General features: G+C 60.7%; 30 protein-coding genes. 13 read left to right on the top strand and 17 right to left on the bottom strand.

What is annotated here, in order from left to right:
* Nucleotides 1-54: 54 nt before the first annotated feature.
* On the bottom strand, nucleotides 55-534 hold the full coding sequence (locus tag ABD806_RS16115) for an FxsA family protein (protein WP_344959817.1): 480 nt from the start codon (nucleotides 532-534) through the stop codon (nucleotides 55-57).
* 217 nt (nucleotides 535-751) lie between these two features.
* Here ABD806_RS16115 and cutA point away from each other — a divergent pair, with 217 nt between their 5' ends.
* Both cutA and ABD806_RS16105 read left to right on the top strand, forming a co-directional pair.
* Nucleotides 752-1,075 carry a divalent-cation tolerance protein CutA gene (gene cutA, locus ABD806_RS16110; protein ID WP_344959816.1) on the top strand — a complete coding sequence of 108 codons (324 nt, stop codon included), beginning with the start codon at nucleotides 752-754 and terminating at the stop codon, nucleotides 1,073-1,075.
* Nucleotides 1,059-2,840 (top strand): protein-disulfide reductase DsbD, encoded by a 1,782-nt coding sequence (locus ABD806_RS16105; protein ID WP_344959815.1) that lies wholly within the window; start codon nucleotides 1,059-1,061, stop codon nucleotides 2,838-2,840. The genes cutA and ABD806_RS16105 overlap by 17 nt, the downstream gene beginning before the upstream one ends.
* Before the next feature lie 8 nt (nucleotides 2,841-2,848).
* Here the strand turns inward: ABD806_RS16105 and ABD806_RS16100 are convergent, their stop codons facing one another.
* Nucleotides 2,849-3,559 carry an SIMPL domain-containing protein gene (locus ABD806_RS16100; RefSeq protein WP_344959814.1) on the bottom strand — a complete coding sequence of 237 codons (711 nt, stop codon included), beginning with the start codon at nucleotides 3,557-3,559 and terminating at the stop codon, nucleotides 2,849-2,851.
* Nucleotides 3,560-3,611: 52 nt separating this feature from the next.
* On the opposite strand from ABD806_RS16100, the gene ABD806_RS16095 reads away from it, so the two are divergent.
* Nucleotides 3,612-3,920, top strand: coding sequence for a GIY-YIG nuclease family protein (locus tag ABD806_RS16095; RefSeq protein WP_344959813.1), 309 nt, complete (start codon nucleotides 3,612-3,614; stop codon nucleotides 3,918-3,920).
* 56 nt (nucleotides 3,921-3,976) lie between these two features.
* On the opposite strand, the gene fkpA is transcribed toward ABD806_RS16095, so the two are convergent.
* Nucleotides 3,977-4,753 carry an FKBP-type peptidyl-prolyl cis-trans isomerase gene (fkpA, locus tag ABD806_RS16090; protein WP_344959812.1) on the bottom strand — a complete coding sequence of 259 codons (777 nt, stop codon included), beginning with the start codon at nucleotides 4,751-4,753 and terminating at the stop codon, nucleotides 3,977-3,979.
* A gap of 290 nt (nucleotides 4,754-5,043) precedes the next feature.
* Here fkpA and ABD806_RS16085 point away from each other — a divergent pair, with 290 nt between their 5' ends.
* Nucleotides 5,044-5,253, top strand: a complete 210-nt coding sequence (locus ABD806_RS16085; RefSeq protein ID WP_344959811.1) for a SlyX family protein — start codon at nucleotides 5,044-5,046, stop codon at nucleotides 5,251-5,253.
* A 57-nt stretch (nucleotides 5,254-5,310) separates the two neighbouring features.
* Here the strand turns inward: ABD806_RS16085 and slyD are convergent, their stop codons facing one another.
* Entirely contained in the window at nucleotides 5,311-5,832 is a 522-nt protein-coding gene (slyD, locus tag ABD806_RS16080) for a peptidylprolyl isomerase (protein ID WP_344959810.1), read from the bottom strand.
* A gap of 203 nt (nucleotides 5,833-6,035) precedes the next feature.
* Nucleotides 6,036-6,236 carry a YheV family putative zinc ribbon protein gene (locus tag ABD806_RS16075; protein ID WP_344959809.1) on the bottom strand — a complete coding sequence of 67 codons (201 nt, stop codon included), beginning with the start codon at nucleotides 6,234-6,236 and terminating at the stop codon, nucleotides 6,036-6,038.
* Between the two features lie 59 nt (nucleotides 6,237-6,295).
* Here ABD806_RS16075 and ABD806_RS16070 point away from each other — a divergent pair, with 59 nt between their 5' ends.
* Genes ABD806_RS16070 through ABD806_RS16055 form a run of 4 tightly spaced genes read left to right on the top strand, consistent with a single transcriptional unit; the run spans nucleotide 6,296 to nucleotide 10,214 of the window.
* Nucleotides 6,296-6,985 carry a hypothetical protein gene (locus tag ABD806_RS16070; RefSeq protein ID WP_344959808.1) on the top strand — a complete coding sequence of 230 codons (690 nt, stop codon included), beginning with the start codon at nucleotides 6,296-6,298 and terminating at the stop codon, nucleotides 6,983-6,985.
* A 33-nt stretch (nucleotides 6,986-7,018) separates the two neighbouring features.
* On the top strand, nucleotides 7,019-8,920 hold the full coding sequence (locus ABD806_RS16065; protein WP_344959807.1) for an ABC transporter ATP-binding protein: 1,902 nt from the start codon (nucleotides 7,019-7,021) through the stop codon (nucleotides 8,918-8,920).
* Nucleotides 8,920-9,363: a TIGR02444 family protein gene (locus ABD806_RS16060; RefSeq protein ID WP_344959806.1), complete on the top strand. Its 444-nt coding sequence runs from the start codon at nucleotides 8,920-8,922 to the stop codon at nucleotides 9,361-9,363. Before ABD806_RS16065 ends, ABD806_RS16060 begins: the two co-directional genes overlap by 1 nt.
* Entirely contained in the window at nucleotides 9,363-10,214 is an 852-nt protein-coding gene (locus tag ABD806_RS16055; protein WP_344959805.1) for a 23S rRNA (adenine(2030)-N(6))-methyltransferase RlmJ, read from the top strand. The genes ABD806_RS16060 and ABD806_RS16055 overlap by 1 nt, the downstream gene beginning before the upstream one ends.
* 13 nt (nucleotides 10,215-10,227) lie before the next feature.
* On the opposite strand, the gene ABD806_RS16050 is transcribed toward ABD806_RS16055, so the two are convergent.
* The 3 genes from ABD806_RS16050 to ABD806_RS16040 form a co-directional block, all read right to left on the bottom strand.
* On the bottom strand, nucleotides 10,228-11,133 hold the full coding sequence (locus tag ABD806_RS16050) for a LysR substrate-binding domain-containing protein (RefSeq protein WP_344959804.1): 906 nt from the start codon (nucleotides 11,131-11,133) through the stop codon (nucleotides 10,228-10,230).
* A 14-nt stretch (nucleotides 11,134-11,147) separates the two neighbouring features.
* The gene (locus ABD806_RS16045) at nucleotides 11,148-12,257 is read right to left on the bottom strand and encodes a 1-acyl-sn-glycerol-3-phosphate acyltransferase (RefSeq protein WP_344959803.1); all 1,110 of its coding nucleotides are present in this window, start codon (nucleotides 12,255-12,257) and stop codon (nucleotides 11,148-11,150) included.
* A 176-nt stretch (nucleotides 12,258-12,433) separates the two neighbouring features.
* Nucleotides 12,434-13,027, bottom strand: coding sequence for a LysE family translocator (locus ABD806_RS16040; protein ID WP_344959802.1), 594 nt, complete (start codon nucleotides 13,025-13,027; stop codon nucleotides 12,434-12,436).
* A gap of 136 nt (nucleotides 13,028-13,163) precedes the next feature.
* Between ABD806_RS16040 and ABD806_RS16035 the strand changes: the two genes are divergently transcribed.
* The 3 genes from ABD806_RS16035 to ABD806_RS16025 are packed head-to-tail and all read left to right on the top strand — an operon-like array spanning nucleotide 13,164 to nucleotide 15,294.
* Nucleotides 13,164-14,132 (top strand): hydrolase, encoded by a 969-nt coding sequence (locus tag ABD806_RS16035; protein WP_344959801.1) that lies wholly within the window; start codon nucleotides 13,164-13,166, stop codon nucleotides 14,130-14,132.
* Nucleotides 14,133-14,141: 9 nt separating this feature from the next.
* Nucleotides 14,142-14,366 carry a YheU family protein gene (locus tag ABD806_RS16030; RefSeq protein ID WP_344959800.1) on the top strand — a complete coding sequence of 75 codons (225 nt, stop codon included), beginning with the start codon at nucleotides 14,142-14,144 and terminating at the stop codon, nucleotides 14,364-14,366.
* A gap of 58 nt (nucleotides 14,367-14,424) precedes the next feature.
* Nucleotides 14,425-15,294: a phosphoribulokinase gene (locus ABD806_RS16025; RefSeq protein ID WP_344959799.1), complete on the top strand. Its 870-nt coding sequence runs from the start codon at nucleotides 14,425-14,427 to the stop codon at nucleotides 15,292-15,294.
* A 34-nt stretch (nucleotides 15,295-15,328) separates the two neighbouring features.
* Here the strand turns inward: ABD806_RS16025 and ABD806_RS16020 are convergent, their stop codons facing one another.
* The gene (locus tag ABD806_RS16020; protein ID WP_344959798.1) at nucleotides 15,329-15,733 is read right to left on the bottom strand and encodes an OsmC family protein; all 405 of its coding nucleotides are present in this window, start codon (nucleotides 15,731-15,733) and stop codon (nucleotides 15,329-15,331) included.
* A 180-nt stretch (nucleotides 15,734-15,913) separates the two neighbouring features.
* Here ABD806_RS16020 and crp point away from each other — a divergent pair, with 180 nt between their 5' ends.
* Complete coding sequence (gene crp, locus ABD806_RS16015) at nucleotides 15,914-16,552, top strand: cAMP-activated global transcriptional regulator CRP (RefSeq protein WP_344959797.1); 639 nt, start codon at nucleotides 15,914-15,916, stop codon at nucleotides 16,550-16,552.
* Between the two features lie 70 nt (nucleotides 16,553-16,622).
* A complete protein-coding gene (locus tag ABD806_RS16010; protein ID WP_344959796.1) occupies nucleotides 16,623-16,973 on the top strand; it encodes a putative quinol monooxygenase in 351 nt (116 codons plus the stop codon).
* 71 nt (nucleotides 16,974-17,044) lie between these two features.
* On the opposite strand, the gene ABD806_RS16005 is transcribed toward ABD806_RS16010, so the two are convergent.
* The 8 genes from ABD806_RS16005 to ABD806_RS15970 all read right to left on the bottom strand — a co-directional run bounded on the left by ABD806_RS16005 (nucleotide 17,045) and on the right by ABD806_RS15970 (nucleotide 26,017).
* The gene (locus ABD806_RS16005; protein ID WP_344959795.1) at nucleotides 17,045-18,148 is read right to left on the bottom strand and encodes a phosphoribosylaminoimidazolesuccinocarboxamide synthase; all 1,104 of its coding nucleotides are present in this window, start codon (nucleotides 18,146-18,148) and stop codon (nucleotides 17,045-17,047) included.
* A gap of 135 nt (nucleotides 18,149-18,283) precedes the next feature.
* Entirely contained in the window at nucleotides 18,284-18,928 is a 645-nt protein-coding gene (locus ABD806_RS16000) for a DUF502 domain-containing protein (RefSeq protein ID WP_344959794.1), read from the bottom strand.
* Between the two features lie 130 nt (nucleotides 18,929-19,058).
* The gene (locus ABD806_RS15995; RefSeq protein ID WP_344959793.1) at nucleotides 19,059-19,814 is read right to left on the bottom strand and encodes a metal-dependent hydrolase; all 756 of its coding nucleotides are present in this window, start codon (nucleotides 19,812-19,814) and stop codon (nucleotides 19,059-19,061) included.
* Nucleotides 19,815-20,136: 322 nt separating this feature from the next.
* The gene (locus ABD806_RS15990; RefSeq protein WP_344959792.1) at nucleotides 20,137-22,218 is read right to left on the bottom strand and encodes a TonB-dependent receptor family protein; all 2,082 of its coding nucleotides are present in this window, start codon (nucleotides 22,216-22,218) and stop codon (nucleotides 20,137-20,139) included.
* A gap of 118 nt (nucleotides 22,219-22,336) precedes the next feature.
* A complete protein-coding gene (locus ABD806_RS15985; protein WP_344959791.1) occupies nucleotides 22,337-23,110 on the bottom strand; it encodes an ABC transporter ATP-binding protein in 774 nt (257 codons plus the stop codon).
* Nucleotides 23,111-23,112: 2 nt separating this feature from the next.
* Nucleotides 23,113-24,123, bottom strand: coding sequence for a FecCD family ABC transporter permease (locus ABD806_RS15980; RefSeq protein WP_344959790.1), 1,011 nt, complete (start codon nucleotides 24,121-24,123; stop codon nucleotides 23,113-23,115).
* A complete protein-coding gene (locus ABD806_RS15975) occupies nucleotides 24,120-25,079 on the bottom strand; it encodes a FecCD family ABC transporter permease (RefSeq protein ID WP_344959789.1) in 960 nt (319 codons plus the stop codon). Before ABD806_RS15975 ends, ABD806_RS15980 begins: the two co-directional genes overlap by 4 nt.
* Entirely contained in the window at nucleotides 25,076-26,017 is a 942-nt protein-coding gene (locus ABD806_RS15970) for an ABC transporter substrate-binding protein (RefSeq protein WP_344959787.1), read from the bottom strand. Before ABD806_RS15970 ends, ABD806_RS15975 begins: the two co-directional genes overlap by 4 nt.
* Between the last annotated feature and the right edge of the window lie 70 nt (nucleotides 26,018-26,087).

Here is a 26,087-nt window from a genome sequence, read left to right as displayed (position 1 = left end):
ACATGTACAGCCGGAGATCCGCCTTTGGGGACCCCCGGCTTAGTGCCCCGGTGGTTAATCGTCCTTACGCTGGTAGTCTCCCTCGAAGGTGGAGCCTTCGTCCTGGGGATGACGTCTGATGCCGGGGCGCTCAACCCCCTGTTCGGTATAGTGATATGGCGCATGGGTAAAGGTCCGCCCCTGACGCATATGCACCTGGGCATTCCCCATCAGCCTGGTTGCCAGCCGCTCGCGCACCGGGGGCAGCAACAGGGCCAGACCGACGAGATCGGAAACAAAACCCGGGATCAACAGCAAGAGCCCGCTGATCCCCAGCATCAGGCCCGACAGCATCTCCTGCGCCGGCGCCTCTCCCCGATTCATCTTTTGTTGGGCATCCATCATGGTCTTCAGCCCCTGATGACGCACCAGGTTGATGCCCACCAGGGCGGTCAGGATGATCAAGGCGATGGTGGTCCAGGCGCCGATGGCGGAACCCACCTGGATAAAGACAAAAATTTCCAGCAAGGTCATGCCGACAAATAACAAAAACACTTTACCCACTCGTTACCTCATAACGCCGGTTTCGGCTTTCGATCGCTCCAAGGTAGTAAAATGAGGGCAAACAGTGTCACTTTCAAGCCTAAATAAGCATCCAGACTGTTCCTCCCGACCCGGACCAGTCTGGCGGGTACCGACCAGGGCCAGTGCCGAAAGATGATTTTACCCCTGGGTCGGGGTATAGTTGGGCTTGCCTGAACGGGAGAAAATCATGTCGGAACAGCTAGTCGTGGTGCTTTGCACCTGCCCCGATCGCCAGCAGGCCATGATGCTGGCCAATACCCTGGTCCAGGAAAAACTGGCCGCCTGTGTCAATTTATTGCCCGAGGTGCTGTCGGTCTATCAATGGCAGGGCAAACTGGAGCAGGCGGAAGAAGTACAACTGTTGATCAAAACGGCTTATTCCCGCTTTAATGAGCTCAGTCAACGAATTAAACAACTGCATAGCTATGATGAACCCGAAATACTGGCGCTGGATGTGAAAGCGGCCGGTCAAGGTTATGCCAGGTGGATAGCCGATGTTACACAGAATTAGTATTCTTTTAGCCTGTTGCTGGTTGCTGGCCGGTCCGGCCAGCGCCGGCCTGCTGGAGCGGCTTACCTCAGGCAATAGTACCCCCGCGCAAAACGCCTTCCTGCGGGTGGACCAGGCGTTCCGGATCGACAACTGGCAGCATGACGGCCAGCTGGTGATCAATGTCGATATCGAGCCCGATTATTATCTCTATCGCCATAGTATTTCGGTAACGGCGGAGGGGGCTGAATTGGGCCAGTGGCTGTTGCCGGAGGGCAGCCCCCATGAAGATGAATACTTCGGCAAGAGCCAGGTCTATTACCAAAACCTGCGGCTCCAGTTGCCGTTGGAAAATATCGGTCCCGAGGCCAGGATCACCTTCGCCTACCAGGGGTGTACCACGGGTCTCTGTTACCCACCGGAGCGACTCGGCATAGATCTTAATTCCCTGGCCGACGCCGGACGCACTTCCTCTCCAGCCACGACAGGCGGAGAGGATTCGCCAATGAAAGTGTCGTTCGATACCAGTGAACAGGGGCGGCTGGCCAGTGCCCTGAGCAACCAGGGTGTCTGGCTCAATATGGGCGTCTTCCTGTTATTGGGCATAGGCTTGGCCTTTACCCCTTGCGTCTTCCCCATGTATCCGATACTCACCGGTATTATCGCCGGCAGCGGCCGGCTGAGCAGCCCTCGGGCACTGTGGCTGTCCTTCGTGTATGTGCAAGGCATGGCGCTGACCTACACCCTGCTCGGCCTGGTGGTCGCCTCCATCGGTTTGCAGGCCCAGGCGGTGTTTCAGCATCCGTCGGTGCTGGTGAGCCTGGCACTGCTGTTCGGCATGCTAGCGCTGTCCATGTTCGGGCTCTACGAGCTGCGCCTGCCCAGCCGGCTGCAAACCCGGTTAACCGGGTTGGCCAACCGGCAGCGCGGCGGCTCCACGCCGGGTGTCGCCGCCATGGGCATGATCTCGGGACTGGTCTGTTCCCCCTGCACCACGGCGCCGCTCTCCGGCGCCCTGCTCTATGTTGCCCACAGTGGCGATCTTATGCTCGGTGGCCTGATCCTGTATGCCCTCGGCCTGGGCATGGGGGTGCCCCTGCTGATCCTCGGCACCAGTGGCGGTAAGCTGCTGCCCAGGGCCGGAGCATGGATGAACATGGTTAAAGCCCTGTTTGGCTTTGGCTTGCTGGCGGTGGCCATACTGCTGCTGTCGCGGCTGCTAGCCGACTCGCTGATTTTCTGGCTCTGGCTGGCGCTGGCACTTCTGGTGATTGGCTACCTCTATCACCAGAACCGGCGCAGTACCTGGTCGGCACTGCGCTCCGTCACCTCGCTCGGACTGATGGCCGGCCTTGCCCTGACCCTGTTGTTTGGCTGGCAACAACTGCACACGCCGGCGCCGGCCGCCCAGCCGGTCAGTTTTACCCGCATTAAAACTGTCGACGACCTGAGCCTGCAGCTGGCCTTTGCCCGGGAGCAGGGCAAGACGGTGATGGTGGACCTGTATGCCGACTGGTGCGTGGCCTGTAAAGACTTTGAGCATAAGACCTTTAATCAGCCGATGGTGCAACAACGGCTGGAGCAGATGCATCTGCTACAGGCGGACGTGACCGGCAACGACGCGGACGATATTGATCTGCTTAACGAACTCCAGGTGCTGGGGCTGCCGACCCTGGTGTTTTTCGACAAGCATGGACAGGAGCCGGCGGGCAGCCGGATCACCGGTTTTATGCCGGCGGAGACCTTTGCCGAGCACCTTAGCCGCCATCGTATGGCCGGCGGCTGAAGGCGGCGCTATTCCAGGGAGTATTCCACGCTGGTGACCACCCGCACCTGTTTTTTCTCGGGCGTATAGCCGTCCAGATCGGACACAGAGAAATAGCCTTGCTGGGCGGAGCGGATGGCGCCTACCTCCGCATCGGCGTCCTTGGCGAACTGCTGAGCCGCCGCCCGGGCATTGGCGGTGGCTTCGGCAATCATATCCGGCTTGATCTCGTTCAAACGGGTAAACAGATACTGGGTCTTGTGTTCAAAACGCTGCCTGAGCAGTACACCCTGACTGACCAGGGTAATCGCCTCCGGTTGGATGTTGTTAACCCGCTCGACCTGAGCCGTGCGCACCAGCACGATGGCATCGGCTCGGTAGCGTTGTGGCGCCCGTCGCTCACCATAGTTGTCTATCCATAGATCGGTGACCGCCGGTGCCGTCGCCCTGATCTCCTGTTCGCTGAATCCCGCCTGCATCAAAAAAACGGTGATTTTCTGCTGATCGTTATCGAGCGCCTCATATAACTCGGCCAGGGTGTCTGCCGTGACCGAAAAGCTAAGCGGCCATACAACCAGATCCGCCTGAACCTCCCGTTCGGCCAAGCCCTTTACCGCCACCACCCGATCAGCCTGCTTCCAAATAGCGACCGCGTCCTTGAGATAACTACCGCTCCAGACCAGGCCCAGTGCGATGAGAGAGCCCAGTACCAGGGCCGCGCCGTTATCGTTTCTATTCATCCTGGAACCCTGTATTATCCGCCTTATCAACCATTTGATTATAAACGGCTAAATGAACTCAGCCCCGGGATCACAGAGCCAAAACTGGTTTATTTATCTGCTACGCTGCCGGGACGGCAGCCTGTATACGGGCATCAGCCTGGATCCGCTGCGACGGTGCCGGGAACATAATCGGGATGCCCGTCGGGCATCCCGCTATGTCTGGTCTCGCCGCCCGGCGGTACTGGTATGGCAGCAGCCGCTCACCGACAAATCGCTGGCCCTGCGCCTGGAGCGGCGCCTAAAACGGCTGTCGAAAGCACGCAAGGAGGCCCTGCTCGCAGCCCCCGAACGCTGGCGGGGCTGGTTAGAGAACGACTGAACAGGACCAACAAAAATGGCGCCAAGTGGCGCCATTTTTATCTGATTAGCCGGCCGTTAATCTTCTTTTACCACTTCCTCGGCCTGGGCGATTTCCAGCAGCTCAACCTCGAAGATCAGCACCGAGTTGCCGGGGATGGTACCGGCACCGGTCTCGCCGTAGCCGAGTTCGGCGGGAATAAAGAACTTGTACTTGGCGCCCACCGGCATCAGCTGCACGCCTTCGGTCCAACCCGGGATGACCTGGTTCAGCGGGAAGCTGGCGGGCTCGCCACGTTCAACCGAGCTGTCAAACTGGGTGCCGTCGATCAGGGTGCCGGTGTAGTGTACCGTCACTACATCTTCGGCCGCCGGCTTATCGCCTTCTGCTGCCGTCAGCACTTCATACTGCAGGCCGGACTCGGTAACCTGTACGCCGTCACGCTTGGCGTTTTCTGCCAGGAACTCCTGGCCCTTGGCCTGGTTGGCCGCCGCCTTTTCCTCTGCTTGCGCCTCAATCAGGGTATTGATGCGCTCATCATAGGCGGTCAGGGCGCCCTGTACTTCCTCGTCAGACATCTGTCCCTGATCGGAAAAGCCGTCCTTTACACCTTGCAAGATAACTTCATTATCGAGGTCAACGCCCAGTTCCTGTTGTTTTTCCAGGGTAGAGCCAATATAGCGACCCATGGACAAACCAATGGCATAGGCCGACTTTTGTTCAAAACTGGTCAGCTCAACACCGGACTCAGTGGTTGCCGCCGGGGCAGTCTCAGCCACTTTTTCGTCTTTACAGCCACTCAACCCCACCAGAACAGCAGATGCCAACAAACTTACTTGCAACAGTTTTTTCATTATCTACTCCAAACTGGGGCGCAACCCCATGGAAAATAAAGTACTTATCACTCACGGCCTATACTACCGTTTCAGCTTACCCATGCGAAAGCCCAACAGCATAAAAATATCCACAGGCCTGTGGACTGCGGCATCTTTCGTCAGTTCCCGCGTCGAAAGGCGCTGCCGGTCGGGCTTCAGCTCCATGGCAAAGAAACTGGTGTCTGTTCCTGCATTCGGTGACAATAGCCAATACGATCACCCCGTCGCCCAGGTCATAAGCCAAGCCCGGCAAGCTACAAGAGGTCAGCATGAATCAGGAAGCCCGCATCGAACAACTCGAAACCCGCCTGGCGTTTCAGGACGACACCATAGAGCAGCTCCACCGGGAAATCACCGCCCAGGGCGCCGAGCTCGCCAAGCTTAAGACTCAGCTCACCCTGATGGGTTCAAAATTAAAGGAAATCCAGGGCGGGCAGATCGCCAGCCAGGCGGAGGAGACCCCGCCCCCCCACTATTGATGGCGCACCCCGCCCATTGAAAAGGGCGCCGAAGCGCCCCGTATTCCCTCATGCAGCTCAGTGCTTGTGACCGCAGCAACCGCCGGCGTGATCATGATCGTGGTCGTCATGGCCGTGTTCACCATGCACATGACCGTGGGCCAGCTCTTCTTCGGTGGCGGCACGCACTTCGCGTACTAGGCCCTTAAACACAAGGGTCATGCCCGCCAGCGGATGGTTGCCGTCGACTTTCACGTACTCTTCGGCCACTTCCACTATGGTCACCGGACGGTGGCCATCGTCTGTTTCGGCCACGAAGGTATCGCCTTCCGAGACTTCCATGCCATCGAACAGCTCGCCGGGGACCGACTGCACCAGGCTGTCATCATATTCGCCGTAGGCCTGCTCCGGCGGCAAGGTCACTTCAAAGTCTTCCCCGGCCAGTTTGTCGAGCAGGGCGGCTTCCAGGCCGGCTACCAGATAGCCGGTGCCGTGCAGGTATTGCAGCGGCTGTTTGCCTTCGGTGGAGTCGAGCACTTCGCCGTCGGCCTTGGATACGGTGTAATCGAGGGTAACTACACTGTCTTGGGATACTTTCATTGGTTCTACCCTGGTCGTGAATATGTGCATAGGATACATGATGGCCAGGTGGGATGAAATGCATGACACAAGGAAGCAATGAGGCGGGCAAAAAATGGCCCCAAAGGGGCCATCATGGCAGAAAACAAGCTTACACAGGGAATATGATTGCCTCGATCTGCCGGCACCTATTCTAGCCCAATATTTCCACTCGTGAAATATGGCTATTGCGGCTTGAACAGGCCAATCACATCCCCGCCGCCGGCTTCGCTCACCTTGGCATCCGTCTGGCTCTGGCTATGGCCACAGGCGACACAGTCAACCTTCTCGACACCGTGCTCCATATACAGCATCATGGTATCCATAGCATGGCATTTAGGGCAGGTGGCGCCGGCAATAAAGCGCTTCTTGCGGCGAGTCTCCATGGCTACATCCTCTGAGTGACAACTAACCCGAATTTTCCGCCAAAATCGAACCAACTACAATGACCTCACGCCTGCATTACAGCATTAGTTATCTTTTTCACGCCTCGACCAAATTGATCCCGGGCAAGCGTCAACGCCACCTCAAGGGCCAGGCGTTGCTGGTCCATCAGGGCTCGGGGCTGCTGCAACTCGGCCGCCACTATTACCCGCTGGTGGCGGGACAGGGAGTGTATCTGGCCAGTGAGACCCTGTTTGCCTGGCATGCCTTTGCCGGCGCCAGGGTAAGCACCCTGCTGCTGTCCCCCCGCCTGGAACAGCCCGGAGACAGCGGCCGCCTGCCGGCTTCCGCCCTGTTGCCCGCGCTGCTGGACAAGCTGGCCCACTGGCAGCAGCCCAGGGACTGGCAAGGTCCCTACGGCCGCCTGTGCCGGGCCGCCCATGATGAATTGCGCGAGTTGTCCTTTACCCCTGTCGACAGCCAGCCGCCGCTGCTGGCCAAGGTCTGCCGGGATCCGAGCGGATTTACCCTTGATGGTGCAGAACAAGACGACTTTCGCCGCCTGTTCGGCACCGATGGCGACAGCTGGCGCCTGCAGGCCAGGTTGTTGTTTGCCCTGCGCGATCTCGGCCAGGGCACGGGCCTGGAACAGCTGGCCGAGCGCTATGGTTTCGCCGGCGTGCCCCAGTTCGAGCAAGATTGCCGACATTGGCTGGGTAGCCTCTGTCATCAGAGGGGTAAAACCGGCTAAAATGGCGTTTTTCGCCATGAGTTTGCCCACGCCATGATCATCGCCAGCCAGATTGAGTTACTCCGGGGGGGCCGCCCCCTGTTAAAAGATACCAGTGCCACTATCCATGGCGGGCAGAAGGTCGGCCTGGTCGGCCAGAACGGTTGTGGCAAGTCCAGCCTGTTTGCCCTGTTCAAGGGCGAGCTCGGCCTGGACAGCGGCCAGCTGAGCCTGCCCGCCGACTGGCAGATAGCCAGCGTGGCCCAGGAAACCCCGGGGCTCGACTGTTCGGCGCTGGACTACGTGATCGATGGCGACCGGGAATACCGCCGGCTTTGCCGGCAGCTGAGCGAGGCTGAGACGGCCCACGACGGCCTGGCCATCGCCGAGCTGCACGGCAGGCTGGACACCCACGGCGGCTATCATATCCATGCCCGGGCCGCGGAGCTGCTCCATGGCCTGGGTTTTGCCGCCGACGCCCAGGCGCGCCCGGTAAAGGATTTTTCCGGCGGCTGGCGGATGCGCCTGAACCTGGCCCAGGCGCTAATCTGCCGCTCCGATCTGCTGTTGCTGGATGAACCCACCAACCACCTGGATCTGGATGCGGTGATCTGGCTGGAACGCTGGCTGAACAGCTACCCGGGCACCCTGATCCTGATCTCCCACGACCGGGACTTTCTCGATGCGGTGGTGAACCGCATCATCCATATCGAAAATGCCAAGTTAAACGAATATACCGGCAATTACTCGGACTTCGAGCGAATGCGCTGCGAGCAGCTGGCGCTGCAACAGGCCATGTACGACAAACAGCAGCGGGCATTGAGCCATATGCAAAGCTATGTGGATCGCTTTCGCTACAAGGCCAGCAAGGCCAAACAGGCCCAGAGCCGGCTCAAGGCCATGGAGCGGATGGAGCTGATCCTGCCGGCCCATGTGGATTCGCCATTCAGCTTCAGCTTCCGCCCCCCGACCAGCCTGCCCACCCCGCTGCTGGTGATGGAAAAACTGTCGGCGGGGTATCAGGGCAAGGCGGTGCTGTCGAATATCCAGCTCAACCTGGTGCCCGGCTCGCGCATCGGCCTGCTGGGGCGCAATGGCGCCGGCAAGTCCACCTTTATCAAGCTGCTGGCCGGTGAACTGTCGCCGATGTCGGGCAAGCTCGAAGCCAGCAAGGGCATCAGCCTGGGCTATTTCGCCCAGCATCAGCTGGAAAGCCTGCATCCGGAAGAGTCGCCGCTGACCCATATCGCCCGGCTCGACCCAAAAGCCAGCGAGCAGAGCCTGCGGGATTACCTGGGCGGTTTCGACTTCCGGGGCGACAAGGTCAAGGAGCCGGTCGGCCCCTTCTCCGGCGGCGAAAAGGCCCGTCTGGTGCTGGCGCTGATCGTCTATCAGAAACCCAATCTGCTGCTGCTGGATGAACCCACCAACCACCTGGATCTGGATATGCGCGAGGCGCTGACCCTGGCGCTGCAGGCGTTCGAAGGCGCCATGGTGATCGTCTCCCACGACCGGCACCTGCTCAGGGCCACCACCGATGAGCTGTATCTGGTGGACGGCGGCCGGGTCTCGCCCTTCGACGGGGATCTGGAGGATTACCATAAGTGGCTGCTGGAACGGGAAAAGAGCGCACAGCCGGCGGTCACTGCCGGGGGAGAAAATTCGGCCCAGGCCCGCAAGGCGGAAAAGCGCCGCCAGGCCGAGCTGCGCCAGCAGAGCCAGCCCCTGCGCAAGGCCATCGGCAAACTGGAGGGCAGGATGGAGGAGATCGGCGGCAAGCTGGCGGCTATCGAGATAGAACTGGCCGAGCCCGAGCTGTATCAGGCCGAGCACAAGGCGCGCCTGCAGCAGTTGTTACAGGCCCAGTCGCCCCTGCAACAGCAGCTGGCCGACACCGAAGCCGAGTGGCTGGCGCTGCAGGAACAACTGGAACAGCTGGAGCAGGAAGTCAACTGATGAGCATCACCTCCTCCTCCTTCTGGCAGTTCAGCAGCCGCCATTACGGCAAGCCTGGCGTGGCTCCGGCCTGCCTGGCGCTGCAGGATAACCATGGTGCCAATATCAACCTGTTGCTGTTATTGCTGATGCTCGAGCAGCAGGGGCTGACGGTGCCCCTCGCGCCCTTTAATAATCGGGCATTACAGCGGGCAAGGCTGTTCGACCAGTGGCGCGACCTGAGAAAAAATCTCAAGCATGATCTGCCCAGCGAACAGTACCAGCAGTTGCTGCAACACGAACTGGAACTGGAGCGCTGGCAACAGGCCGAACTGTTGCAGGTGCTGGACGAGCACCCCGCCGTCACCGGCAGCGGTGCCCTGCTCACCTACCTCACCCAATCCGGCGTGGCCGATGCCCCGCTGTGGCAAGCCCGGCTTGCCGGTACCTTACAGGAAAAATAATGCTCAGTTATCGCCATGCCTTTCACGCCGGCAACCATGCGGACGTGCTAAAACATGCCGTGCAATGCCTTATCCTCGAGGCCCTGGGCGCCAAGGACAAGGGCTTCAGCTACATAGATACCCATGCCGGTGCCGGCGGCTATGCCCTGGACCACGAATGGACCCAGAAACGGGCCGAATACCGGGACGGCATTGCCAAGTTGTGGCAGCAGCAGGAGCGATGGCCCGAGCTGCAAACCTATCTGGATGCCGTCAGGGCCTTGAACGATAGCGATGAGCTGGCCTTCTATCCGGGCTCCCCCCAGGTGGCGCGCCATTTCAAGCGGCCCCAGGACAGGCTGGCACTGATGGAGCTGCACAATAATGAAATCGATATACTGCGTGACCAGCTCAGGCAGGACGGCATCGCCATTCACCACAGGGACGGCTTCGAAGGCCTGGTCGGCCTGCTACCGCCCACCCCCAAGCGGGGCCTGGTGCTGATTGACCCGCCCTACGAGATCAAAGAAGACTACCAGCGGGTCGCCTCTACCCTGGCCAAGGCTCATCAACGCTGGCCCATCGGGATTTATGCGGTCTGGTACCCGCTGCTGGCCAGGGCCGTGGATCGCAGCGGGCAATTGAAACAGGCGCTCGCCAAGCTGGGTTTCGAGCAGGTGCTGTGCGCCGAGTTGATGGTGGAGCAACAGGCCGATGACTTCGGCATGTACGGTTCGGGCATGATAGTACTCAATCCGCCCTGGCAGCTGGACAGCAAGCTGGCCGGGCTGCTGCCCCGCCTGGGCCAGGCCCTGGCGCTGGACGGCCAAGCCGACTGGCGGCTGGAATGGCTTAAAAGAGCTGAAAGCTAGCAGGGCGCCAGCTTCACCCTGCCGGCGTTACGCTGTCCGCTTCCTGGAGAAGCCACTGGCAAAAGGCCCGGATCCGCGCCTGTTTGGGAGAATCCGGGTGCCACACCATATAATACTGATGCAGGGGCGCCAGCTGTTCGACGAAGGGCCGGCACAGCCGGCCTTCACGCAGCAGTTCGGCCACCAGCACGGAGCGGCTCAAAGCCACTCCCTGCCCCGCCAGCACCATATCCAGCGCCAAGCTGCCGTCATCCACCGTCACGCTCCGGCAGTGCGCCAACAACGACTGCCGGCCCGAGAGCGCCAACCAGTTCTGCCAGCTGACACCGGCATACTCGGGCGCCGCCACAAGCGTCACCTGTTCAAGATCGTCGACCTGGTGCAACCGAGCCGCCAGTGCCGGGCTGCAGACCGGAAAGGCCATATCCCGCATCAATAATTCGCTGTGCAATCCGGGGTAGTGGCCCTGACCATAGCGAATGGCCAGATCCACCTTATCTCGGGACAGGTCGGCCAGCTGCTGGCTGGGCAACAGACGGATATCTATGGTGGGGTAGGCACTGGTGAAACGCCACAGCCGCGGCATCAGCCAGCGTGCCGCCAGCGAGGGCAGCACGCTGATCACCAGCGGGCCTGCCAAGGGGGGATCGGTGAGCAGGGACAGGCCCTGGTGGAGCAGGGCCAGACCCTGCTCCACCAGCGGCTGCAACTGTTCCCCCTGTTCGGTCAGCAACATCTGCGTGCCCTGACGGCGGAACAGCCGGCAGTTCAGGCTCTGCTCCAGGTTGCGGATCTGTTGGCTGACCGCGGCCTGGGTGACATGCAGCTCGGCGGCGGCGGCGGAATAACTATGCAGCCTGGCGGCCACGGCAAAGACCCGTAGTCCGCTTAACTGACTGGCCGTTATTTCCTGTGCCACCCGCCTTGCTCCCGTTAAGCCTGCCCCTTGTTGGCGACCGGCCTGGCATACATAGACAGCACCAGCTCCCGCAGGTCCTGGGGCATCTGTGCCATATGCTGCTCAAACAGTTCGATGGCCTTGGGATCAATATGGGCCGTTTGTCCCGCCGCCAGATAATTGCTGGGGAACAGGTGGTAATTGGTGTGAATTTCCCGATCGATGGCCTGCGCCAACTGCTCGGGACCTTCAAACTCACCACCGATCGGCTGCCCGAAGGTGACATGCACCCGGCCTTTCTGGCCGACAATGCCCTGTACTATGCTCTGAATATCCTCGAACTCACTTTTTTCGTAGGAGCCGTGGCGGGCTTTGGCGTACAGCTCGCGGGCCTTGGCCAGATCGCCCGGATCGTATTCATAGGAGATGGATACGGGGACCAGGTTCAGGCTTTTAATGTAGTCATTAAAGGGGATTTTCTGCCTTTTCCCTTCCATATAGAACATTTTCAGGATAGCCGGATCTGTTCTGTCATCGCCGTCCTTGGCCCGTCCTTCTTTCTGGGCGATCCAGATGGACTGGCCCTCATCGATGGAGTGGCGCAGATAGGCGGACAGTTCGCTGAAGGCCTTCATCATCTCCCGCGGTCCCTTGGCCGAGCGCTTGACGATAAAGCTCTTGTTCAGCTTCATCAGCTCGGTGGCACAGGGCTTGCGCAGCAGGTTGTCGCCGATGGCGATGCGCACCGTATCCAGGCCGTTGCTGTGCAGCCCCCAATTGACGAAGGCCGGATCCAGGGCGATGTCCCTGTGGTTGGAGATAAACAGATAGCCGACGCCCGGCTTAAGCTGTTCAATGCCGGAATAACTCACCCCGCCGGTGGTATTGGCGATCATTTTCTCCATATAGCCCGCCACTTCCAGCTGAACCTGGCGAATGCTGGCGAGGTTGCGCCAGCGCCAACCCAGGTAGAGCCGGATGGCGGCTTTCAACAGGGGGCCACCCCATTGGGAAAAAGCAGGAAAACGGTATTTGGCGATGGCGCCAATGAATTCATCATCCCGGATCAGGCGCTCGGTGGCCGCGGCTACCTCATCATCCCGGTAGGGACGTATTTCTTTAAATGTATCAGTGTCTGAAACCATGACTGCCTTGGTCTAAGTAATTGTTCCAAATGGCACTATTTCGGTAAGTTCCACACCTCGCCGCAGTCTCATCGACTACGCAAGGAAGTAAATTAAGCGGCCATCCAGAGGGCAAAATGCGCCCAAATTCTACACCCTTTGACCATAATCGCTAATCAATTAACAAAAAAAACGGCTCACCACCAGATCATCAGTACACTGACGGCGGTCAGGCCCGCCATCAGCAGATTAAAGCACCGCCAATCCAGCGGTGTATGCAGCCAGCGCCGCACATGCATGCCAAACAGGGCCCATATATGGCCAGTCAACACGCCGAAAAACAGGAATACCGACAGCACCCAGAAGGTCGACGGCCAGTAAGCCTCTCCGGCCAGGGTGAAGCCGCTGATGGCGGAGATGGCCATCAGCCAGGACTTGGGATTCAGGAACTGGAACAGGGCACCCTGATGCCAGCGCATGCCCGTATCGCCTTGCTGCCGATCGGGAGGGGGAGCACTGGCTATTTTAAAGGCCAGCCAGAGCAGGTAGAGGCTGCCGGCGATTTTCAGCGCCCACTGCAACACTGGCCACAGGATAAAGAGCTGGCCAAGGCCCAGGGCGGTCAGCAGCATCAGGGTCTGCAACCCGAGCATGATACCCAGCAATAATTTCAGGGTAGGCCGGTAGCCGGAGCGGGTACCCGAGCTGGTAAGTAGCATGTTATTGGGCCCGGGCGTGCCACAGGCTGCCAAGGCAAAGCCGGCGACCGGGCCGATAAACGCAAGATCCATCAATATAAACCGAAAGGAATAAAAGCATGTTCTACTCGATTTTACCGGCGGCGCCCAGTATTTTATGATGGTGCCACCGGACGGGCACTCCCCCTGCCCCGATCACCCCGATATGTCAGCTTGTTAGTAGGTTCAGATGAATCAGCCCGGCCCCTTTACTTCTCCCTGGTGGGCGCGCAGCGGCCATGTGCAAACCATCTTTGCCAAATACCTGCACCGGACCAACATCGCCTACCGGAGCCAGCGCCTGGAGCTGCCGGACGGTGACTTTGTGGATCTGGCCTGGGGCCTGCCCCGGCTGCCCGACACCAGCCCCCTGGTGGTGCTGTTTCATGGTCTGGAGGGCTGTGTTCAATCGCACTATGCCAAGGGCATGATGGCCGCCGTCCATGCCCGTGGCTGGCAGCCGCTGCTGATGCATTTCCGCGGCTGCAGCGGCGTACCCAACCGAACCCTGACAGCCTATCATTCGGGCGCAACCGAAGATCCCCACTACCTGTTGCAGCGGCTTGCCAGCCATTTTCCCGGGCGCCCTCTGGCCGCCATCGGCTATTCCCTGGGCGGCAACATGTTGGTCAATTACCTGGCGGAGCACAGGGATAATCCCTTATGCTGCGCCGCAGTGATCTCGGCTCCTTTGCATCTGGCCGCCTGTGCCGAGCGGATAGACCAAGGATTCTCCCGAGTCTATCAGTACTACCTGCTGCAGCGCATGAAACGTAACTGGCAACGGCGCTTGGCCCGGCACCCGGGCCAGGCCTGGTCGGACGAGCTGGAACGGATCCGCAGCCTGAAACAGTTCGATGACAGGATCACCGCCCCGATGCATGGCTTCAGGGATGCCGACGACTACTACCGGCGTTGCTCTGGCCTGTCCAGGCTCAAGACCATCAACACCCCCACCCTAGTGATCCACGCGGCAGACGATCCTTTTATGTCGGCGGCAGTGATCCCGGACCCAGCCTCCCTGTCGCCGACCATCCACTATGAATTAAGCCGGACCGGCGGCCACGTGGGCTTTATGCAAGGCCCGCCCTGGCGCCCCCGTTTCTGGCTGGAACAACGTATCCCCGACTGGCTGGCAGACCATTGGCCAAATACTTAGGAGCATAGATTGATCATTCCCTATCAAGAACTGACCGAAGACACCCTGAACAACCTAATCGAGCACTTCGTGCTGCGGGAAGGAACCGATTACGGCGAACAGGAAACCGAGCTGGCGGAAAAGGTACGGCAGGTTAAACAGCAGCTAAAGCTGGGCGAGGCGATCATCCTTTACAGCGAGCTGCATGACAGCATCAACATAGTGCCGGCGACCCAGGTGGCTCACAAACCTTGACCTGCCCCCGGCCGACTGCGTATAAACATCCACAGTCACTGAATAAATAGGGCCCATTATGTCAGCCAAACACCCCGTTATTGCGGTTACAGGTTCATCCGGTGCGGGCACCTCCACCTCCACCGACGTCTTTCAATCCATGTTTGCCCAGCTGGGTGTCAAGGCGGCGGTAGTCGAAGGCGACAGTTTCCACCGCTATACCCGCCCGGAAATGGATGTGGCCATTCGCCGGGCCCGGGAGCAGGGCCGCCATATCAGCTATTTCGGGCCCGAGGCCAACGACTTCGATCTGCTCGAGCAGTTCTTCAAGGAATACGGCAATACCGGCACCGGCCAGTTCCGCCGTTATCTGCACACCTTTGATGAAGCCGTGCCCTTCAACCAGATGCCGGGCACCTTTACCCCCTGGCAGCAGCTGGCCAACGACACCGATCTGCTGTTTTACGAAGGGCTGCACGGGGGCGTGGTCACCGAGGAGCAAAACGTCGCCCAGCATGTGGATCTGCTGGTAGGCATGGTACCCATCGTCAACCTGGAGTGGATTCAAAAACTGATCCGCGATACCGCCGAGCGGGGCCATTCCCGGGAAGCGGTCACCGACTCCATCGTACGCTCGATGGAGGATTATATTAACTTCATCACCCCCCAGTTTTCCCGCACCCATATCAACTTCCAGCGGGTACCGACGGTGGACACCTCCAACCCCTTCAGCGCCAAGACCATACCCACCCTGGATGAGAGCATGATGGTGATCCGTTTCCGGGGCATCAAGAACGTCGACTTCCCCTACCTGCTGGCGATGATCGACGGTTCTTTCATGTCCCGCCGCAACACCCTGGTGGTGCCCGGCGGCAAGATGGGTTTTGCCATGGAGCTGATTTTGCGCCCCATGCTGGAGCAACTGCTGGAAACCGGGAAAATCCGCTAGATAACGGCTCCGCCTGAGCGAAACCCTGCCACCATCAGGCGGCGTTAATCTCAAAGGAATGGGAGACCTTGGCGGCCTTTTCCAGCATCATCATCACCGAGCAATATTTTTCCATCGACATTTGAACGGCTCTCGCCACCTGCTTGTCGGCCAGCTCGGGGCCGCTCACCACAAAGTGCAGATGAATATCGGTAAACACCCTGGGGGGCTGTTCGGCCCGCTCGGCGCTGAGCTCCACCTCGCAACCGGTGACCGTATGGCGACCCTTCTCCAGGATCATCACCACATCGATGGCGCTGCAGCCACCGGCACCCAGCAGTACCGCCTCCATCGGGCTGGGACCCTTGCCCGGGTTGGTGCCATCCAAGATGATCTTGTGGCCGGATTCGGACGTTGCCTCAAAGCACAGATCCTGCAGCCAGTTTACTCTTGCTTTCATATCGCCTCCCATGAACATGCAAAAGTGGCATGTTAGCCCATTGCCTCCGTCTCGACGAGTGGATAAAAGCCCATAGGCTCTTGATGGCGGGGTCCAAGCCTTTTATGCTAGCGACTATCCACAAGGCAAGGCAGCCTGGTTGCCTGGGTATTGCGCCCGAGTTAATTAAGAGGAAAGTCCATGGTTATTGGCAAGCCCCAAAGTGATCCTACCCTGGAATGGTTTTTGTCACATTGCCATATACACAAGTATCCGGCGAAAAGCTCCCTGATCCATGCGGGCGAAAAGGCCGAAACCCTCTACTACATAGTGAAAGGCTCGGTGGCTGTGCTGATCAAGGATGAAGATGGCAAGGAAATGATCCTGTCTTATCTGAATCAGGGCGACTTTATCGGCGAACTCGGCATGTTTGAGGAACTCGAAAGCCCGGTGCGTTCGGCCTGGGTGCGTGCCAAGACCCCCTGTGAAGTGGCGGAAATTTCCTATAAGAAATTCCGCCAGCTGATCCAGGTGAACCCGGAAATCCTGATCCGCCTGTCCGGTCAGATGGCCAAGCGGCTGCAGAGCACCAGTCAGAAGGTGGGCGACCTGGCGTTCCTGGATGTCACCGGCCGTATCGCCGAGACCCTGCTCAACCTGGCCCGCCAACCCGATGCCATGACCCACCCGGACGGCATGCAAATCAAGATCACCCGCCAGGAAATCGGCCAGATCGTCGGCTGCTCCCGGGAAACCGTGGGCCGCATCCTGAAAATGCTGGAAGAACAGAACCTGATCTCCGCCCACGGCAAGACCATAGTGGTATTCGGCACCCGCTGAGTACCCGTACCCACTACTCAAACGCCACCGTCCGCGGTGGCGTTTTGCTTTTGAGAATCGAGGAAAAAAGATGTCCAGCAAGGTCTATTGCATTGCCGCCTTTACGCCCAAAGCGGGCCAGGAAAAAGCGCTGTTCCGCGTGTTACAGGCGCTCGAAGCCGATACCCTGCGCGAAGACGGTTGCCTGCAGTACCGGGTCACCCGGCACATCCCGAGTCCCTTTGCCGGTGGCCAAAGCCATCCGCTGGTATTCAACGAGATCTGGGCCGACATGGCCAGCTTTGAAGCCCATTGTCAGCGCAGCGCCATCAATGACTTCTTTCAGGCCCACTGCGTCAACCCCGATGGCCTGGTGGCAGACCACAACGTCTGTATCTACACGGACGAGCCGGAAGACTACGACGCCCCCAAACTCGGCTGACATCACCCATACCCCAATAATAATGCCGGGATATCCCGGCATTATTATTGGGGTATGGGTGAGGCGGCGACTCAGTCCACCAGGCCGTATTCGTCGCGCAGTATGGCGATGATATCCGCCTTGGGGTTGTCGGACAGCACCAGCTTTTCACCGGTGATTTTCTCGGCGATACCCACATAGGTGCGGGAGATGTCCATCAGTACCTCGGTTGGCAATGCATTGTCCCGGGCCAAGGCCTCCCGTTCGGCCATGCGCTCCTTGTTGAGCAGGATATCCGGATCGGGGAAGTGATTGAGCAACAGCTGGCGGAAGCCTTCCTTGGAGTTCTCCACTATGCGTCCTTCCCTATAGGACGGGCCGTCCCAGATGCGGGATGAGTCGGGAGTGCCCACCTCATCCATGTAGATCAGCTTTTCATTGCCTTCGGCATCGGCAACATAGCCGAACTCGAACTTGGTATCGACGAAGATCTGATCGAGCTTGCCCAGCTCCCGGCTTATCACCTCGAAGCCTTCTTTCAGCAGCTTTTCGTAGTGGGCGATATCCTCCCGGCTGCTGAAGTTGAAGGCGGCGAAGTTGTCTTCGATATTCTGGCGGGTAATGTTCACATCGTCCGCCTCCGGCACCCCGGGAATGCCCTTGAGGACACCCTTGGTAGACGGGGTGATCAACAACTCCGGCAGCTTCTGGTCTTTTTGCAGGCCATCGGGCAGGCGAATGCCGCAGAACTCCCGCTCGCCCTTGGCATAACTGCGCCACATGGAACCGGTAATATACTGGCGGCAGATGGCCTCGATCTTCACCGGTTTGGCTTTTTGCACTATCCACACGAAGGGATGGGGAATATCCAAGATATGGCTGTCGGCCAGACCCTGCTCGCGGAACAGCTTGAACCAGTGGTTGGAGACAGCATTCAGCGCCGCGCCCTTGCCCGGTACCCCGTTGATACCACCTTCACCATGCCAGATGCAGTCAAAGGCCGAGATACGATCGCTGATCACCATGATCGCCAAGGGCGCGTCGGCGGCCACGTTATAGCCCTTTTCGGCAATCAGCCGGCGGCTGTCTGCTTCGGTCAGCCAATAGACAGAGCGCACCTTGCCGCTGTGAACCGGCTGCTGGGTACGGATGGGAAGGTCGTTGTTGACGGCTAAAACCTTGTCGGCAAGACTCATTGCACTTGTCCTGTATGAAATGTTCAACGTTGGGTGGTCTGGAAATTCACCGTGATAATTATGATTAGATGCCCGGTGGGGGAGGCGGAACGGGACTTTCCAGTGACGCTATAATAGCAGAACTTGCCCGGTCGCCTAACCTCCGGCGTCGCTTTTATGCTCGCCTCCGCCCTTCCCGGATCCGGGTTTGGGCCTGATGCCGGTGACACCGGCGGTCAGGGTAAAGCGCATGGCTTCTTCCAGGCTCATGTCCAGGGGCCGCACCGCGCTGCTCGGAATCAACACCGCATAACCGCCAATCATATAACTGAGCGGCAGATAGACCAGTACATAGCCTGCCTGGCGGAGCCCGGGCGGTAGCCGCTCCTGCTTGGCCTGGGTGACGAAACCGATCAGCTCCAACTCGCTATCCCCCAGCCTGACCGCCACCACCTGTTCAAACTCCTTGCGGGTTTCCGGCGAAAAGTAATCGAAGAAATCACGTATTGCCCGATAGATGGACTTGATCACCGGCATCCGGTAGAGCAATTGCTCCCCCCTGGCAAACAGGCTCTGCACCACATAGGCGTGCATCAACAACCCCACCACAAAGGCCAGGATACAACCGACCAGCAGGCCCAGGCCGGGAACATACCAGTGGTAAGGCACCAAGGCGCGGATCAGGTTGCCCAGAACCGCCTCCATGGAGATGATGATCCAGTAGAGCAGATACAGGGTCAGTGTCACCGGCAACAGGGTGATCAGGCCGGTTAGAATATTTTTACTGATAAACTTCACCATCTGGAGCTACTCCCTGCGGGCATGGAACAGGTCCAGGGCCCGGAGTGGGACAAGGCTCTGCTGTTAGGGGATGTCCCGTAACAGCCCCCCCTAAGTCTCAGCGCAAATGCCGGTTCGGGCCAGTCGGCGATTAGATCCCCTTTATCAGCAGTGCCCACCCCTGCAGTACCAGTTCGCTCAGCTCCTGCAGCGGTGGCACCAGGCTGCCGCCGGCCGACCAGGGCCATATCTGCTGCTGTTGCCACACTTGCTGCCAATCCAGCGGACTGGGGGCCAGCCACCAGCAGGCGGCAATCTGCAGCACAAGCAGCAGGCTCCAGCCCGGTGCCGACCAGTCGGTCAATTTCAGCGCCGTGCCGAACGACTGCTTGATGCGCATCCCGGCCAGATCCACGCTGTACAACTCATCCAACAACAGATGCAGGGTCGCGCCGATAAACACGAAGCCGCCGACGCCCCAGGCGGCCTGGGGGCTCAGGTGAAAGAGCCGATGGGCCAGCACTACGGCAACCAGGGTAAAGAGCAGATTGGCCAACAGCGAATGGAGTACCCCCCGGTGCACACTGAAATGGGCAAACAGCTGGCACAGGGGATAACGCACCAGCAGGTAAGCCAGCCCCCCCAGCCCCAGGGCGAGCGGGACAGACCAGAGGGTTATCGCGAAGGTAGCGGCCAGGGCCGCCGCCATGGCGCCGAAGCAGCGGAACACGATGCGCAAGGCCATCGAGCTGTCGGAGTCGATATCCGGCAGTATGCCGCCCAGGGTGCCGGCAGCCCAGTACAACAGGGCTTCCGGCAGGGAGGCCAGCCCGGAGAACAGGGCCAGCCCGGCCAGGCCGCCGCTGACCACGGCGGCCACCTGGGTGTGAGTTTTGAAATCAGCCATAAAATCTATTGGAGCCCAGAGAACCGGGCAATCAGCCATGCCCGTACCACAAAGGGCCGAGAGTCTAGCATGGGGGAATAACTGGATAAATATCCATAGCTGCCAGCCGGCTGGTTATACGGCGGCTTCGATCGCTTGCCGGAAAGCCAGCAGAAATAAAAAGGCCGCCCGAGAACGGACGGCCAATAGGCAGGTATCGGGCCAGGTTGTTTCCTCGCCAACACACAGCGAGTCCACCCTTGTATGCTTGAGGCGGCACCCCTGCCGCCAATAGTTGGCTCAGAGGCCAACCAGCCCCCCCTGCATAACGGCGTCTGCAGCGTTAGAAGTTCAGCTGGCCTTCCAGCATATAGGTGCGACCGGGCTGAGGTACACGACCGATGGAGCTCACATCCACACCGCGGAAGTAATAGTCTTCATCCAGCAGGTTGTTCACGCCCAGGCCCACATTCAGGGTCATGTCGCTACCCAAGGGGATATCCCGGCCCAGGCGGCTGTTGACCAGGGTATAGGCAGGCAACTCACCGGCGCCGCCGTTGGCGGTTTCATTCACCGTATTGGCGGCATCGCTGAAGCTTTCCGAGGCATAGAGCGCATTGGCGCTGGCGGTCCACAGGCCCATCTTGTAGGTGGCATCGGCGCTCACATGGTGGCGCGGTGCATTGGGCAGCTCCTTGCCCCGGTTGTCGCCGGTCAACTGCTCGGTATCCAGCAGGGTATAGCCCAGGCCCAGCTCGAACTCATCGGTCGGATGCCAGCGGCCTTCCAGCTCTATGCCCTGCTGGCGGGTCTCACCCAGGTTCTCATAGACCAGGGCGGTGCGGTTGAAGACGATCTGGTCCTCGTAGTCGATGCGGAACAGGGTGGCGGAAGCCTCCAGGCTGTCGGTCAGCTGCCAGCGGCTGCCCAGCTCGTAGTTCCAGGCGGTCTCGTTGGCCACATCCCCTTCCCGAGTGACCTGCGCTGTCTGCACCGGCACCAGGGAGCGCTGGGCGTTGGCGAACAGGAAGACGTCATCGGTGGCCTGCAGGCCGACGGTCAGGCCCGGCAGCCATTCGGAGGCGCGGTTGTCGCTGACGGCGCCGGAAATGGCGTCCTGGTAGTCGGTACGCACATCTTCGTAACGGATCCCCGGGGTGACGGCCAGGCGATCATCCATAAAACGCACCGTATCGCTCAGGTAGGCGGCATAGGCGTTGGTGGTAAAGTCCCACTCCCGCACCGGGGCATGGACACCGGTGGCCAGGGTCAGACGGTTGACGTCAAAGTCCACATCTTCCCGCACGTAGCGGCCGCCGAGCATCAGGGTATGGTTGGCCAGCTGTTTGCTCACCCTCGGCTCGGTGCCGTACACCTTGAACAGCCGGGGGGAATCAGACACCTGGGTGGCCGTCTGGGCCGGGTCCATGGGTGAGGCGAAGAAGAAGGTGCGATCCGCATCATGGGCGAAGTTGCGCCACTGGAACTCGAGGTCGTCGCTGGGGGTATGGATCCAGGTCAGGTTGGCGCGCCACATATCCGCATCATAGGCATCAAAGGGGCGCTGGGACTGGGTACGATCGGCGTCATAGGCGGCCGGGCTCAGGGCGCCGGGCAGGTCGGCGGTCACATCATAGTACTGCAGCTGGGCCTTGAGCTCGTTGATATCATCCAGGAAGTAGTCGGCATCGAAGATATAGTTCTGTACTTCGGTGTCGGAGTGATCGCGGAAGCCGTTGCCCTTCTGCAGGTTGGCCTGGAATTGCAGGCCCAGGCTGTCGGTGACGAAGCCGCCCACCCGGTAGTAGCTGTCGGTCATCACATGGCCGGTGCCGTCGGCGATCAGCAAGCGCTCACGCAGGGTCTGTTCCACTTCGTTGGGAATCGGCTTGGTGACCAGGTTAAGCACACCGCCCACGTTATTGGGGCCATAGTGCGTGGCGGCGCCGCCACGCACGATATCCACCGCCTCAAGGCTGGGCAGTGTCACCGGAAACAGCGAGACGCCCACATTGGTATAGGGACCGATGGCCACCGGATAGCCGTCCACCAGCATCTGCACCCGCTCGCTGCGCAGCGGGTTCAGGCCGCGCACCCCGATGTTGGGCAGTATGCCGGTACCGGTTTCGTCCAGCACCTGAATACCGGGCACCTGGCGCAGGGCATCCTCCAGGTTGAGGGCGCCGCGCTCGTGCAGCTCCTCGCTTTCCACCACGTTACGCGCACCCGTGTAGGTCTTGGCGTTTTCCTTGGTCGGGGTACCCAGCCAGTCGCCTTCGACCACCACCTGCTCCAGCTGGCTGGTGGCGACTTCCTCGGCGGCGATCGACGGCATGGCCGGCATCAGCGCCAAGCTGACCAGGACACTCAAGGGGCGACGGCGGAAACCGGTAGCCGCGTGATTCACTTTCCCTGCAAAAGACATAAAGAAACAAACCCAAATGATAATGATTAGTATTTGGTTATTATTTTACATTCTTGTTTTTATTTCAATTAAAAGTTGAACTTTTTATGCTTTTGATTGACACCTGCCTACGGGACGGCTACCTGGCCGTGCCCCGGGCCAGGGCATAGTGATAGCCTTCGTCGTCCCGGGAAATGGTGGCGTCGACGCCGAACACCCCGGCGATCAGCTCCCGCCTGAGCACCTGGGCCGGGCTGCCCTGGCAAATCAGCCGCCCCTCCCGCATCACCACCAGCTGGTCCGCGTAGCGGGCCGCCTGATTGAGTTCATGCAGCGACATCAGCACCGACAGGCCCTGTTCCTGGTGGAGCTCCCTGAGCAACTCCAGGGTTTCCAGTTGATAGCCCCAGTCCAGGTAGGTGGTCGGCTCATCCAGCAGCAACAAACCGGCCTGCTGGGCCAGGGCCATGGCAATCCAGGTCCGCTGTTGCTGGCCGCCGGACAGGCTGCGCAGCTGTCGCCCGGCCAGGTCGGCGACCCCGGTCAGCCTCATCGCCCACCCCACCCGGTCATGATCCTCCTGACCGGGTCGGCGCCACAAACCCAGGTGCGGGTAGCGCCCCAGCATCACCAGCTGTTCCACCCGGATCTCGTCCGGTGCCGTCGGCTGCTGGGGCATAAACGCCAGCTGGCGCGCCAGTTCGCGCCTTGGCCACCGGCCGAGCGCTCGTCCCTGCAGGCGGATCTCACCCGCCTCGGGCGCCAGCAGGCCGGCCAGTCCCTTGAGCAGGGTGCTCTTGCCGCAGCCGTTGGGGCCCAGCAGGGCGCAGACGCCCGCTTCCAGCTTTAGGCTGATGCCGTTGACAATCCGCTGCTCGCCATAGCCCAGGCTCAGCTTGTCGATTTCCAGCATGTTCACACCTTACGATTGAGTAGATAGAGGAAGAAGGGACAGCCGACCAGGGCGGTGACCACCCCCACCGGCAACTCGAACGGGCTCATCAATACCCGCCCCAGGGTATCGCCGATCACCACCAGCAAAGCGCCCAGCCAGATGCAGGCCCACAGCTGGGCCGGTACGCTGTGCGGGCAGAGCCGGCGGGCCAGGTAAGGCACCAGTATGCCGACGAAACCGACCGGTCCGCTCATGGCCACGGCGCTGGCGGCCAGTGCCACCGCCAGCCCCAGCATCAGGCCGCTCCACAGGTTCACGTTAAAGCCGAGGGTCAGCGCCTTTTGCCGATCCAGGCTGAGCAGCATCATGGGGCGGGCCAGGCCGGTGACCAGCGGCAGCAGCACCAGGCTCCAGGGCAGCAGCGCCCAGACCCTGTCCCAGCCGGCGCCATAGAGGGTACCCGCCAGCCAGAGGATGATCACCTCGCTGGTGGCCTGGCCCCAGACCACCAGGGCGCCCATCAGCAAGGCGGAAAAGATGGCGGCGCAGGTGGCACCGACCACCGCCAGCCGCACCGGACTCAGCCCGGTGCTGCGCCACAAGGCCCACAACAGCAGCCCCGCCAGCAGCCCACCGACCAGGGTCAGCCAGGGCAGCAGCGTCAATGTGACCGGCACCAGCCGGTAGGAGGCGTCCTCGCCCAGCAGCCGGGTCATGACCACAAACACGGTCACCGCCGCCAGCCCGCTGCCGGAAGAAATACCGAGCACCCCGGCATCGGCCAGGGGGTTGCGGGTGATCAACTGCAGCAGGTAACCGGCGAGGGCGAAATGGGCGCCCACCAGCATGCCCAGCAATACCCTGGGCATACGGTAATCCAACACCACCCGGAGGATATGCTCCCCGGCCTCGCCGGCCGTCAGCTCCACCAAGTTGGCCAGATGCACATTGGCCGCCCCCTGCACCAGGGCGGAAAAGGCTGCCAGTACCAGCAACAGAGGCAAGCCGAGGGCGGGTAACAGCCGCTTCATACCTTCTCCTTCACCATCAACCGCAGCAACAGCGGACCGCCGAGCAGGGCGGTCATCACCCCCAGGGGGATTTCCTGGACGGTCCCGGGCAGCCGGGCCAGCAGATCCGCCGCCATCAGCAAGACGCCGCCGAGCAGCAGGCACAGCCCCATGGGCAACCGCCGCCCCGGCCAGCAGAAACGCACTATATGGGGAGCGAGCAGGCCGACAAAGCCGATGGGACCGGCCACCGCCACCGTCGACGCCGCCAGTACGGTGGCCAGCACCAGGTACCAGGCCCGCCAGCGCGCCGGCCTGAGACCCAGGCTCAATGCCATCTCGTCACCGCCGCCGAGCAATTCCAGGTTGCGCCGGGTCAGCCACAGGGCCAGCAGGGGCGGCGTCATACAGCTCAACAATAACGTCAGCTGCGGCCAGCTGCGGCCGGCCACCCCGCCCGCCATCCAGAACAGGAATTCGCCGGCATCCGCCTCCGCCCGCAGCAGCAGCGTCGTAGTCAGGCCGCCGCATAGGGCGGTGACCGCCACCCCGGCGAGTACGATGCGAGTCGGTTGCAGCTGCCGGCCACCGGCAAGCAACAGGGTCAGCAGGCCGGCGCACAGGCCGCCGACGATCGCCAGCCAGGGGGTAAGATTGATACCGGTGTTCAGCAACAGGATACCGGCGACCACCGCCAGGGCGGCACCGGCGGACACCCCGGTCAGCCCGGGGGACGCCAGCGGGTTACGGCTCACCCGCTGCATCACCAGCCCCGACAAGGCCAGGCTGGCGCCCACCAAAAAGGCCAGCAGGGCCCGCGGCAGGCGCAGCTCCCATACCACCACACTGGCCAGGCTGTCGCCCTGCCCCAGCAGCGCCGTCCATATCTGGACCGGGGTCAGCGACAGGCGGCCCACCGCCAGCCCGCTCCAGAGCAGCACCGGCACCATGGCCAGCACGAAGAGCAGCGACTTCATCGGAAGGAATGCAAGGCCAAATCGGCCGGCAGATCGACGGGGGGGTCAAACAGATCTGGATAAGCCAGGTGGCCCAGCTGACGCAGGATCAGCGCCCGGGCGATGGGTCCGCCGCCCTCCTTCCAGTGCTGGCCAACCAGATACACCCGGTCATTTTTCACCGCCTTGAGATGCTTCCACAAGGGGTTGTTGACGAAGGCCCTGGGCTGGGCGCTGGGGAACAGTACCAGGATATCCGGGTCGGCGGCGAGCAGTTGCTCCAGGGGCATGCGGAAACCGAACGGCAGCTTGCCCGGCCAGTCGGGGCTGGCACCGGTCACGTTGTGCAGACCCAGGGCGGTGGCCAGTTCCACCGGCAGGAAATGATCGTAATAGACGAAGGGCTCTTCGCTGGCGGTGACCAGCAGGGCGATGCTCTGCCCTGCCCGTTCCCCGACCTGCCCGGCCATCTGCTCCAGGGTCTGCTGAAACTCCAGGTTGAGCCGTTCGGCCTGCGCCGGCTTGCCGACCAGGATGCCGATGTCCGACACCGCCTTCAGGCTGTCGGCCAGGGTCAGATCGTCGAACGCCACATAGGGCGCGATGGCGTCTATCCGCCCGGCGATGGTCTCGGTATAGCGACGTACCGCCAGCACCGCATCCGGCGCCAGTTCAGACAAGAGTTCCAGGTTGGGCTGCCCGCGCGTGCCCAGGCTGACCGCCTCGTTAACGGCATCCCCCAGGTAAGCGGGCCTGTCCTGTTCATCGAACTGGGTCACGGCCACCGGTGGCACACCCAGGGCCGCCAGGGTATCGGCGGCAAAGGTGGAAACCGCCGCCGGCCGGCTGGCCGGCTGGGGCAGCGCTATCTCCATGCCCCTGTCATCCGTGACCTGGATCCCGGCCGTCACATTAAAGGTCAGTGTCGCCAGCAGGGCGGCAGCTAGAGTCAATCTCATCTGAAACCTCTCCATCTTGGAATGGCTGACGAGTCTAAAACAAATAAGAATCAAAATCAGTTGCTTTTTA

This window comes from Zobellella aerophila, from assembly GCF_039539325.1.
GTDB classification, from domain to species: Bacteria; Pseudomonadota; Gammaproteobacteria; order Enterobacterales; family Aeromonadaceae; genus Oceanimonas; species Oceanimonas aerophila.
Note: the sequence above shows the minus strand (reverse complement) of the source record. Positions and strands in the feature narration are given on the sequence as shown.